Origin of the sequence: Pectobacterium aquaticum, from assembly GCF_003382565.3 — a bacterium.
Classification (GTDB): domain Bacteria; phylum Pseudomonadota; class Gammaproteobacteria; order Enterobacterales; family Enterobacteriaceae; genus Pectobacterium; species Pectobacterium aquaticum.
Map to the genome: position 1 here is coordinate 818628 of NZ_CP086253.1, position 11770 is coordinate 830397.

Consider the following 11770-nt stretch of genomic DNA (forward strand, 5'->3'; position numbering starts at 1 on the left):
AATATAAAAAATCATGTTTGAAATTAATCCGGTAAAAAACCGCATTCAGGATCTGTCTGAACGTAGTGCCGTTCTTAGGGGGTATCTTTGACTATGATGCCAAGAAAGAACGCCTCGAAGAAGTAAACGCCGAGCTGGAACAGCCTGATGTCTGGAATGAGCCTGAACGCGCTCAGGCATTGGGAAAAGAACGTTCCTCGCTGGAAGCTATCGTAGACACCATCGATCAACTGACTCAGGGTCTGGAAGATGTGAATGGTCTGCTTGAGCTCGCGGTGGAAGAAGACGACGAAGACACCTTTAATGAGACGTCGGTAGAACTGGACGCGTTGGAAAATAAATTAGGCCAGCTCGAGTTCCGTCGCATGTTCTCCGGCCAGTACGACAGTGCGGATTGCTACCTGGATATTCAGGCGGGTTCTGGCGGTACGGAAGCGCAGGACTGGGCTAGCATGCTGGTGCGTATGTACCTGCGTTGGGCGGAAGCCAAAGGGTTTAAAACCGAAATTATTGAAGAGTCAGACGGTGACGTAGCCGGTACAAAATCCGCCACAATCAAGATCATCGGTGACTATGCGTTTGGCTGGTTGCGTACTGAAACGGGCGTACACCGTCTGGTGCGTAAGAGCCCGTTCGATTCCGGCGGCCGCCGTCACACCTCATTCAGCTCCGCGTTTGTCTACCCGGAAGTGGATGACGATATTGATATCGAAATCAATCCAGCCGACCTGCGTATTGACGTTTACCGCGCATCCGGTGCGGGTGGTCAGCACGTTAACCGGACAGAATCCGCGGTGCGTATTACCCACATTCCGACCAACATTGTCACGCAGTGTCAGAATGACCGTTCCCAGCATAAAAACAAAGATCAGGCGATGAAACAGCTGAAAGCCAAGCTGTACGAGTTTGAGATGCAAAAGAAAAATGCTGAGAAACAGGTGATGGAAGACAACAAATCTGATATCGGCTGGGGTAGTCAAATTCGTTCCTATGTTCTGGATGATTCGCGCATCAAAGATTTACGTACCGGAGTGGAAACACGTAACACTCAGGCGGTACTGGATGGCGATCTGGACAAATTTATTGAAGCAAGTTTAAAAGCGGGGTTATAAGAATTCACATGGCTGAATCACAATCACAGGGTGCCGATCAGGCGCAAGATCTGAATAATGAATTAAAAGCGCGTCGTGAAAAGCTGGTGGCGCTGCGTGAAACTGGGATCGCATTCCCGAATGATTTCCGCCGTGACAGCACGTCCGATCGTCTGCACGCAGAGTTCGATGCCAAAGAGAACGAAGAGCTGGAAGAACTGGGTATCGAAGTGACCGTTGCGGGCCGAATGATGACCCGTCGCATCATGGGTAAAGCCTCTTTCGTGACCTTGCAGGACGTCGGTGGCCGTATTCAGCTGTATGTTTCTCGCGACGATCTGGCGGAAGGCATCTATAACGAGCAGTTCAAGAAGTGGGATCTGGGCGATATCCTGGGTGCGCGCGGCAAGCTGTTCAAAACCAAAACTGGCGAGCTGTCTATCCACTGTACCGAACTGCGTCTGCTGACCAAAGCGCTGCGTCCGCTGCCGGATAAGTTCCACGGTCTGGCCGATCAGGAAACCCGCTATCGTCAACGCTATCTGGATCTGATTGCCAACGACGAATCACGCAATACCTTCCGCATCCGTTCTAACGTGATGGCTGCTATTCGCCGCTTCATGGTGGATAACGGCTTTATGGAAGTCGAAACGCCAATGATGCAGGTGATCCCTGGCGGCGCGTCTGCCCGTCCGTTCATCACGCACCATAACGCGCTGGACATCGACATGTACCTGCGCATCGCGCCGGAACTGTACCTGAAGCGTCTGGTTGTGGGTGGTTTTGAGCGTGTGTTCGAGATCAACCGTAACTTCCGTAACGAAGGCGTTTCGCCACGTCACAACCCTGAATTCACCATGATGGAACTTTATATGGCGTATGCCGATTATAAAGACCTGATTGTGTTGACGGAAAACCTGTTCCGTACGCTGACGCAGGACGTGCTGGGCTCGACGACGGTGGAATACGGCGACCAGACATTCGACTTCGGTAAGCCGTTCGAGAAGCTGACGATGCGCGAAGCGATCTGCAAATACCGTCCTGAAACCCACGTTGCCGATCTGGACGATCTGGAGAAAGCGACCGCGATCGCACAGTCTCTGGGCATCAAGATCGAGAAAAGCTGGGGCCTGGGCCGCATCGTTACTGAGATCTTCGAAGAGACGGCGGAAAGCAGCCTGATTCAACCGACCTTCATCACCGAATATCCGGCTGAAGTGTCACCGCTGGCGCGTCGTAACGATGATAACCCAGAAATCACCGATCGCTTTGAGTTCTTCATCGGCGGCCGTGAAATCGGTAACGGCTTCTCCGAGCTGAATGATGCCGAAGATCAGGCAGAGCGTTTTGCTCAGCAGGTGAATGCTAAAGATGCAGGCGATGACGAAGCGATGTTCTACGACGAAGACTACGTAACCGCCCTGGAACACGGCCTGCCGCCAACCGCGGGTCTGGGTATTGGTATCGACCGCATGGTGATGTTGTTCACGAACAGCCACACCATCCGCGACGTTATCCTGTTCCCAGCGATGCGTCCGCAGAAGTAAGATAGAGAAAGTCAGACTGACATTGTCGTCATACTTTATTAAACCGGTGCAACTGCACCGGTTTTTTTTATTATCGACAATGCCAAATTTTAGGGGAAACACGGGGATGAGGTTCCCGTAGGGATACCTCGCACCGTGGTAGCCCCGTGTATCTCGATCTCACCTCGATAGTATTATCATCTCGTTTTATCTCCGCATTTTGTCGTCATTCTGTGATTGTCGCCCAACGGGGGAAGATGCTATTTTCAGGCATTCATTCACTGCTGGAACACCCTCATGATGACGTACCGCGATGCCTGGTTCGAACTGGCGCTGTTAACTAATGGCCGCAGTTTTCCACGGCATACGCACGACGAGTTCGTCATCAGCGCCAATCTCAGCGGGTTGGAAACGGTCTGGCTGGATGGAGAAACCTTTGTTGCCACCAACGATATGGTGACAACCTACAATCCCAACCAACTGCAAGGCAGCGAGAACGCGTTTGACCGCTGGCAGTGCGCATCGCTGTACGTTCACCCGCAGGCATTCGAGCATTATTTCCACCAAACCTTTCGATTCTCACGGGGCTGGAATCCGTCGGCGCAATTGGCATCCGAGCTAAAACAGCTCGTCACCTCTGATTTGGACGATAGCTCGCGTCAGGAGCGTATTATCCTGCTGCTGGCCGGGTTGATGGAAAACCAACATCCTATGCCGTCTCAGGGACAGGTCAAAGAAGCAGAGCGGATCACGCGGATCAAAGACGGGTTGCTGAACGATCTTAGCGATGTCCCCACACTCGATCAGCTCGCACAGCAGGAAAATCTGTCGGTGGCACATCTGGTGCGCTCGTTTAATCAGGCAGTCGGGCTACCGCCGCTGGCGTGGTTGATGCAGCGACGCATGTGTAAAGCGCGGGAGCTGCTGCGGCAGGGCGCTGCGATTAGTCAGGTCGCGGGCGATGTCGGGTTTGCCGATCAGGCGCATTTCACGAAGGCCTTCAACCGCTATAATGCCATGACGCCGGGGCAATTCCGCCGTATCAATTTTTGACAATACAGCCTTTCCCTTCGGCTCTACACTCGCCTTATTGCTTAACGCTCGAAGGGAATACCATGCTGTTAGTTGTCTTCACGGGGATGCTGCTATCCCTGTCACTCTGTCTCGATCTGGGAATGGTCAATACCGCGATTATTAACCGTGGGCTGCGACATGGGGCGCGCTCGGCGTTTTATATCGGGCTGGGTTCCTGTTTCGGCGATCTGTTTTATGCCACGCTGTCGGTGCTGGGTCTGGCGGTGGTCTTTAACCTGACGCCCGTCCGCTGGGTGTTATGGATTGGCGGTGGGTTGATTCTGATTTGGATGACATTCAACATGGCGCGCGCGGCATGGCGTGACTATCAGGTTAAGCGCTTCGCCGACCTGTCTGCGACAGCGAATGCGGCGGATTTTACTGCCCCACCTGCCCGATATACCGAGTTTTTCAGCGGCTTCGGCATGGCGTTGGCGTCACCGACGGCGTTACTGTGGTTTGCGGCGATCGGCGGCACGATTATTGCGCAGTCTACCGATGGCTCTGCTTTCATGATTACGCTGTTTCTGCTGGGCTTTTTCGTCGGCGGCGTACTGTGGACGTTCTTCCTTGCCGCGCTGGTGAAATACGGCCAGAGTCTGCTGAAAGAACGGATCTCATTCTATTGCAGCCTGATTTCCGCACTGCTATTTGCCTACTTTGCCTGGCACGTCATTTCCAATGGCTATGAGACGCTGTTTCTACCGCTCTCCACAGCTGCATAACCGGCTAAAACATCAGCACTTTGCCGGGTTTTTTACTTGCTCGGCAACAGCATAGCGCTATAATGCCAGTCGCTTCTGTGTGCGAGTGTAGTTCAATGGTAGAACGGCAGCTTCCCAAGCTGCATACGAGGGTTCGATTCCCTTCACCCGCTCCAATTACACTTCTGTCAACGTCTACCCAAATCCAACAAATCCAGTAACCACAAGGCTTCGCGCGAATTCTCCGTCGCTCAGGGAAAACCCTCGTCTATCTAAATCTACAGCCTAGTGTGTATAGTTATGTGTACAGGACATGAGGACATCTGAAATACTATACGCGTCACTCCAATACTCGGAGGTAAACTATACAGATGCTGCTTACAGGTTTTGAACTCAGCAGCGCCAAGGTCTACATTAGAAATGATGGTCATGGCCTCCCTAACCTAACGGATCGAAGGGACAGCGTGATTGTTATAAATTCATTAGCCTATTGATGTATCTGGCCGTTTATTTTTTATTGGCTTCAACACATCTACTCGTCTGTAAGCCCCGTTCTGCAAGGGATTGCCGGAACTGCGGTACGTTCCTTTTCTCGCCTGATTTTTTACCACGTCACATAAAATAATAACGTGTCTTTAAATTCAAAGAGATAACGTGATTTTTGCGGGTTTCAAAACCAGAAAAAAACGGCAAAACTGAAAAATTTTATGATCCGAAACCGCAGGCGGGTGCGGTGTAGCGCCGATTTTGTGGTGTGAGTGTTTATTTGGTGTGGGTGAATGGAAAGCTGTTTTTTTTGCTAAAAAAACCATAAATGCCGACTAAGTATCTATCTTTGTGGCGATAAGAACGTGATCGCTTCGATCATGCCATGTGGGATGAAAGCCCAAACTTATGGGGTCGGATAATTCTACATTATCAGGATTGCCCCAAATTGTATCGGCTACAGCCTGCATTGCCTGGATATCACCTTGGTACACGTATCTTGCACCAGTTGTGTTGGTTTTAAATTCCAGTTTGCCATCGACTACGGTTAAGAGGGTGATCTCAAGGCTGCTTTCCTTAGGGATACCGAATAACCAAAGTAGCATTCCTGCTTCTGTTTGGTGTGTATCACTAATCACAGCGCCATAGTGCTCGATAATCGTTTTATATACAGCTGTTGATACACCGCCTAACTGATAGTCAGCATCAACGTAGGCCGACTCAACTTGAGGAATGCGGGTACCCAAATCAAGCGGTGGCGTTAACTCGAAAGATAATACATAACTGGCTATATGTTCGTCGGATAGTTCATCCTTAACATAAAGCATTGCCATTTCATTGTGGTAATCTTCAAGCAAAGCACGGTAATGTCTGCCACTCTTGCTGGTAAATTGCAACCAAACAAAATGACCGGAATCCATATCAATAGAATCCGGCCAGTATAAGGTTTTATCGTGTTCAGCTATCAAATTTGGCGACATTGATGCATGTGGCTCGACTGAGTAAAAAAGGACTCCAACGCGCGTTGAGAGAAATTTACATTCAAATTTTTCAAGTCATGCCAAAGAGAAGCTTGATTAACAGGGATCATCTGCCCATTTTTTTCAATGGTCACCTCAACAACTGGCTTCACTTTTGAATAAGTTGGCGTATTTTCCCAGTCTGAACGTAGCACCATAAGTACTGGTCGTTCTTTACGGTTTTTCATGCTTCTCACTTCAAAATCACCCAAAACGCCGGGTACAGAAAAACGCCCGATACGCTCGGTTCTGTTGGCGATAGTGTGCGGCGAATGTGTAATCATATTCTGCCCTCATGGAATGAAGAGACTTGGTTATAGTTTAAACACAAAGATGGATGACGTCTACTGGTGTCTACTCGCGTACTCTGGTGTCAAGAGTACGCGAGTAGACTGTCTGTTTTTGTCTTGTAAGCAAACAGATTGCTCGGTTGCAGCAAGACATTAAACTACAGCCGAATTTCAGTAGCAGTGCGGTGAGAAAGAAGAAATAGATGTGTATAGAAATATGAGTAAAGTACTTTTTATAATAAATTAAATTGTAATAATTACATTGTCTTATGTTTTTTATTCGATTCCCTTCACTGACGTCCACCCAAGTCCAATAAATCCAGTCACCACAAGGCTTCCCGCGATTTCTCAGTCGTTCAGGGAAAACCCTCGTCTATCTAAATCTACCAGTCAATGTGTATAGGACAGGATGAAATCTGAAATCCTATACATATTCGCTCTCAACACAGGTAGGAAACTATACACATATCTCTTTCATCAAGCATAGTGAAGTGTGTAAATATTATGATTTAGTTAATTTTTATTAATTTAATAATGATTTAGATATTTTTCCATGAAGCAATATAAATTGCTTAAATACAAGGCTTTCATAGATGTGAATATTATATGTTTAATAAAAAGGCATTCACCATCACTGGATGGCTTTTATTATCTTACCTATATTTTCATATAGAATAAATTAATAATAACTTGATTAGCAATAACCATCTGAGTAAAACATTCCTCTCCATTATCAAGTTTACTATCAATAATAACGATAGGGAATAACGAATTTTTTTAATGAAAAGTTAAGCATAGCGTAAGCAGGCTGATAAAGACATTCAACAAGGGTTAGAAAGAGTGGGCGTATGTTCTAATATATTCATGTAACGGTTATCCTTTAGATGATACATTTCATTATATGTTACTATGACCATGAAAGTGCTCAGTCCATCCCCATGGAAATAAAACGTTTATATATGAATAACGGTTTTGTGTGGTTTTAAAATTTCACATGAGAGAGTATTATATCCATGCAACAGAGACTACGGTTCCAAACCGTAGAATGGGATTTCTTTGTATGGAGGCATAATGTCCAATCTTATTTATCTTAGCGTTACCGGGGAAAAACAGGGACTGATATCAGCAGGATGTTCATCTCTGGACTCTATTGGCAATAAGTATCAATCGGCCCATGAGAATGAAATTTTTGTTTATGAGTTGGTGAACAACATTAGTCGAGAAGAGAATATTTCAATGTTTCCTGTCGAGATCAGAAAGCCAATTGATAAAGCCACGCCATTGTTCGCTCGGCAATCAATGATAAGGAAAAGCTGGAGTGCATTCTTTCTACAGAACGGCGCAGTCTGGTGGAAATGAACTTTATTTTAAGATGAAGCTTCGGGATGCACTTATCAGCAATATACGCTTTTTCTATCCTAATTCACTGACACATAATGACGTTCAGCCACAGGAAAGCGTATCATTCAAATTTGCTTCTATTGAATGGGAGCATGTTATTGCAAGAACAAGTGCTTACATGCTTTGGCAGAATGTAGCCTACTAAGATTATATTAAAGGCCGAATTATTTTCGGCCTGATTTTTTTGAGCCATATTTTATGTTGATAAAGACGATTATGGCAATTGAAAGTAACATTAGTTTCATCCAGTGTTCTGGAATAAACGAGACATAAAAAAACCATAATGCAATGGTTATAATAACTAAAACCTCGGTGATTATAAAGTTTTTTATCATATATTTTATCATTTTTTTTAAATTCATTACCTTATAACTCAATTAATTAAGTTGATTATTTCTTCTTCACTTTTATGATTTGTTAAATTATATGGTGAGAGAATTGGTTCTATTAAAAAATATAACATTTCTAATTTTTGTGAATAAAATAAAGCATATAATGCGGGATTAATATCCCGTAAATGACGGGCTGACATGGCCGCTTTCTGAACTTTTCCATAAAATGCTGTTACTGTTATAGCCCAATAAGATGTTTGATTTATTGTTCTGCGTAAAGATGTTTGGAAATTAAGCGTCGTGCTAATAAATTTAGCTAGTGCATATGATATTGACTCTTTTATCGCCCTGTTTGTGGAGAATTCAGACGCTACACCTAAAACTGCTTTGGCTATTTTTTTTTTCTGTTTATTTTCATCAAAATCTTTCATTAAATTATCGATGTAAATCTTCACCATATCCAGAATAACATCATCTCTTTTAAATACTTCTTTTATTGCGCTAACCATTCTGGAGTCTTCATACTGTAATTCTTGACAGACATCGTTATATTTCTCAAAGAGACATGATGAATACCAGCTTGTTCTTTCCATACCACTATATAGATCAGTTGTTAAACTTATTGAGTTGCTCTTTAATTTCTTTGTTATGTCATCTAAATGGGTTGCGAGAACTTTTTCAGATTCCATTTTGTATTTTAAATATTCTGATGCTTGCATTCTATGTATTCCTTTTACTAAACCTCTCTCCTTTTATGCAGGTAGTTTACCCGAGTAACTGGCAACATTTCAATGTTTTTGCTGTCCTGCTAATTTGCATCCTACTAATTATAGAGTGAAAGTGTTGTTTTTTTAGAAAAGACGATAATATATCCTTATATAAATGAAACTTCGTGGTCGCCCCCTCTGTTAAGATAGTTGGCAGTGTCTCCTGAAGGTAGAAATTCTGGATGAAGTTTTACCATGCTGTATTTGTGATAAGGATAAGAGCAGTTGTATCGAAAATTTACTTAATGCTCTTATTAAGAGCATTAAGTAAATCGAATGGATCTGGTGGATTTGTCTTAGCAAAAAACTCAGAACCTAAAACCAAAGGTTGATGTCTTATTTTATAAATCGACGATAACGTAGAAGCGCGACTAATGAATATCATGTTTGCTAATTCATTTGGTGCATTGTAATTTTTTACCAGTCTAGGTGGCAACGCCGCATCAATTATAGTGTCATCTCCCAATGTTACCCATGCATGAAGTGATTGTGGTGTTTCTAATTTATCAGATTCATACCATTCTTTTTTCAGGTATTCTGAAGTTGTTTCAAATTCATCGGTTCCGTTGATAATGACATTGCCGATGACAATTTCAGCAGCAATCCCCTTGTGATTTAAATATGCAAATATATGAGATGATAATAACTGACATGAATTCCCCCAGTAACCCGGATGAATACTATCAAGTATTGCTGATAATTCATTACATATGAGATCATTAACAAGATGTAATGTCCTATCTTGTATGGTTTTTTTTTCAGATGTAAATGGCTTTCTTTTAAAATTTAATACTGAAGCTTCGTTTGCTGCATTTACTAGTTGTTCTCGATAGGATAGTGAATAGCTATCATTATAATTAATTATTCCATGCATTCGTTTTACTCCTTCAGACTGCGTACTAAATTTTTGGAGATGGTGGCATTAATATCGCTCTGTTTCAAGTTCTGGGAAGAAAGACATTGATTAGTAACATGAAATTTAGACGACGGTTTCGGTGGATAATCACCCAAAAAATTGCTGTTTCCATAAGCAGAATTTTCTCGCAATCTGAATACAAGATATTATTATAAATAACATCCCTATTATCATGTGGTTGCGCGTTATTTCTATTGGGTTTTTACGCCATTTTACTGAGGTCAATGCTTATGAAACCGCATCCGATACGCGAAATTATTGAAGCCTGTGATAAAGCAATATCTGAGCGAAATTTTGATGCTCTGATGAGTTATTACGCCGAGGATGCTGCACTTGTTATCAAGCCAGGCATGGTTGCGAGAGGCAAAGATGATATAAGAAAAGCATTTGTCGCTATTGCTGATTATTTTAAAAACCAACTTATTGTTGAACAAGGAAATATGCAGGTTATTGAGGGCGGGGGAGATGCTTTAGTGATCATAGAAACCGTTCTTCATTACCCAGATGACACAGGGAATATTGTCACCACAACTCGACGAGCGACCTACGTGTTCAGGAAATATGTTGATGGGAACTGGCTTTGCACAATTGATAACTCCTATGGAACAACACTTCTTGACTGATTCTGTTGAGTGAATGCAGGCGCGTTCAGAGCGGTTACTCTAACGCGCGTTTTCTTATGCCGAAATTCGAGGCCAGCGAGTGGCCCCAATTCCTTTCACTTTTCCGCTTTAATCACCGTCGTCGTCCAGTAGGGTAAATCCCAGGTGCCGCCGAGACGGATCATACGGCACGATCCTGTGATGGACATGCGGCTCAACTGGAACGCTTTGCCATCCCATGTCCAGGCATCATCACTCATGCAGTCTGCGAGCCCGCGCCCTTTTTGTACTGAGGTAATTTCACCGTTTTCGTAATCTGTGCCATCTGTCGTCACGAGCTGCGGTTGAGTCTGCATGGCGTTATCGATGACCCAGTAGGCGTAGCCTTCGTTATAAGCCGCGCGCCAGCAAAGGGTGCTGAGCAGGGACATGTTGTCATTAAGTGGTGTGAGTTCAATTGGTTCTGCTGCTCTGTCATCCTGTGGTAGAAAGTCATAGCAGCTATCTTCCTTTAGCGTCTTGAGCAATTTTTTCTGGATGGCCGCTTGTTCTGCGTCTGTCAGATTCCGTGAGGGTTCCTGTTTGGTTGCTGCCGCGTAGATAACGGGGGCAGTTACAGCAGATAACTCACTGCTTTTATTTCCTTTTTTGGTAATGGCATCCGTTGTCCCGATGCGATCTTGTTTCTCATCCATCTTTAGCAGTACCGCATAGGCACCCGCTCCCGACAGTTCGGAAACGACGTCATTGTGATGAAACGCCACTTTCCCGCTTCCTTTTAGTGCCTGTAGGACGAGGGGAATCTGTGTCTCATTGAGCTGCCAGAGGTTGTCTCCGGTTGAGATGAGTCGTCCTTTATCCACGCCGTCAATGGTTAGCGTGAGTGTGGTGCTTTTAGGAATTACCTGGTATACCTCTGCGAGTATAACGTCAGCCGTGATTGGCGTATTTTGCCCAGCATGACGCGTGAGAAGCAGTGAGACTCCGGGAATATCCTCCTCTTCTCCTGTGTACTTCTCTTCTGGCGAGTAGCCGGCAGCCCGACACGTTAGCGTGTTATCGCAGACCACTTCCCAGTCTTTATGAAAGAAAGTGCTATCAGCGAAGGTTGTGGCAAACGCCAGAACAGGAATCCCCGTGATCAGTGCCGTTAGCATAGAGAGGTGGGAAGGGAGAGAAAAAGTCATTTTCCATCAAGTCCTTGATTATGTTGTGGCTTGCTGCCTGCCTATTTTCGCTGCCAGAAAGCCAGTCGCTTTTTTGGTGTATGCCAAGATGTTAGCGTTAGACGGCGTAATATTGCGAATATTTCTTGTCCGACCACTCCTTTATTCGCAGTGAATCGGGTATGATGCTGCTGCCGTCAGCCGTTCATCGGCTGCTCAAAATCCCCTCTGTGTTATCAGCATGTTTATCCTGCTTTTTAACCTCACGCGCGATAACGGTCAGAAACGGTTTTCCACACAATTGAAACGATCCCTATAAATAAGTGTCATGATAGATGTAGCGCGATGAGAACGACTCTTTATGCGGTACGCTGTTAATCACTTAAAGACGAGTAT

At 44.8% G+C, this 11770-nt stretch carries 10 protein-coding genes, 1 tRNA gene and 1 pseudogene; 7 read left to right on the forward strand and 5 right to left on the reverse strand.

The window, feature by feature from the left end:
- The first annotated feature begins 13 nt into the window (after positions 1–13).
- From prfB to DMB82_RS03905, 5 genes are all read left to right on the forward strand, one after another.
- Positions 14–1112 (forward strand): peptide chain release factor 2 gene (gene prfB / locus DMB82_RS03885; protein ID WP_116164246.1). Its coding sequence is split into 2 segments (ribosomal slippage): positions 14–88 and positions 90–1112, totalling 1098 coding nucleotides; the frame shifts between segments, so codons are not numbered across the junction.
- Positions 1113–1120: 8 nt separating this feature from the next.
- Entirely contained in the window at positions 1121–2638 is a 1518-nt protein-coding gene (gene lysS / locus DMB82_RS03890) for a lysine--tRNA ligase (protein ID WP_116164248.1), read from the forward strand.
- 276 nt (positions 2639–2914) lie between these two features.
- A complete protein-coding gene (locus DMB82_RS03895) occupies positions 2915–3670 on the forward strand; it encodes an AraC family transcriptional regulator (RefSeq protein WP_102118023.1) in 756 nt (251 codons plus the stop codon).
- Between the two features lie 62 nt (positions 3671–3732).
- Positions 3733–4416 carry a LysE family translocator gene (locus tag DMB82_RS03900; RefSeq protein ID WP_116164250.1) on the forward strand — a complete coding sequence of 228 codons (684 nt, stop codon included), beginning with the start codon at positions 3733–3735 and terminating at the stop codon, positions 4414–4416.
- Between the two features lie 81 nt (positions 4417–4497).
- Positions 4498–4571, forward strand: a tRNA-Gly gene (locus DMB82_RS03905).
- Between the two features lie 645 nt (positions 4572–5216).
- Here DMB82_RS03905 and DMB82_RS03910 read toward each other — a convergent pair.
- Both DMB82_RS03910 and DMB82_RS03915 read right to left on the reverse strand, forming a co-directional pair.
- Positions 5217–5801, reverse strand: a complete 585-nt coding sequence (locus tag DMB82_RS03910) for a hypothetical protein (RefSeq protein ID WP_226887670.1) — start codon at positions 5799–5801, stop codon at positions 5217–5219.
- Between the two features lie 44 nt (positions 5802–5845).
- Positions 5846–6184 carry a hypothetical protein gene (locus DMB82_RS03915; protein ID WP_102118019.1) on the reverse strand — a complete coding sequence of 113 codons (339 nt, stop codon included), beginning with the start codon at positions 6182–6184 and terminating at the stop codon, positions 5846–5848.
- Between the two features lie 1077 nt (positions 6185–7261).
- Here DMB82_RS03915 and DMB82_RS03920 point away from each other — a divergent pair.
- Positions 7262–7736, forward strand: a pseudogene (locus DMB82_RS03920) (Hcp family type VI secretion system effector).
- 228 nt (positions 7737–7964) lie between these two features.
- Here DMB82_RS03920 and DMB82_RS03925 read toward each other — a convergent pair.
- Together DMB82_RS03925 and DMB82_RS03930 are read right to left on the reverse strand one after the other, a co-directional pair.
- Positions 7965–8642, reverse strand: coding sequence for a hypothetical protein (locus tag DMB82_RS03925; RefSeq protein ID WP_116162495.1), 678 nt, complete (start codon positions 8640–8642; stop codon positions 7965–7967).
- Positions 8643–8928: 286 nt separating this feature from the next.
- The gene (locus tag DMB82_RS03930; RefSeq protein ID WP_102117415.1) at positions 8929–9564 is read right to left on the reverse strand and encodes a hypothetical protein; all 636 of its coding nucleotides are present in this window, start codon (positions 9562–9564) and stop codon (positions 8929–8931) included.
- A 272-nt stretch (positions 9565–9836) separates the two neighbouring features.
- On the opposite strand from DMB82_RS03930, the gene DMB82_RS03935 reads away from it, so the two are divergent.
- Positions 9837–10229 carry a YybH family protein gene (locus DMB82_RS03935; RefSeq protein WP_116162505.1) on the forward strand — a complete coding sequence of 131 codons (393 nt, stop codon included), beginning with the start codon at positions 9837–9839 and terminating at the stop codon, positions 10227–10229.
- Between the two features lie 95 nt (positions 10230–10324).
- Here DMB82_RS03935 and DMB82_RS03940 read toward each other — a convergent pair whose 3' ends face one another.
- Positions 10325–11395 carry a DUF1176 domain-containing protein gene (locus tag DMB82_RS03940; protein WP_116162493.1) on the reverse strand — a complete coding sequence of 357 codons (1071 nt, stop codon included), beginning with the start codon at positions 11393–11395 and terminating at the stop codon, positions 10325–10327.
- Positions 11396–11770 lie beyond the last annotated feature (375 nt).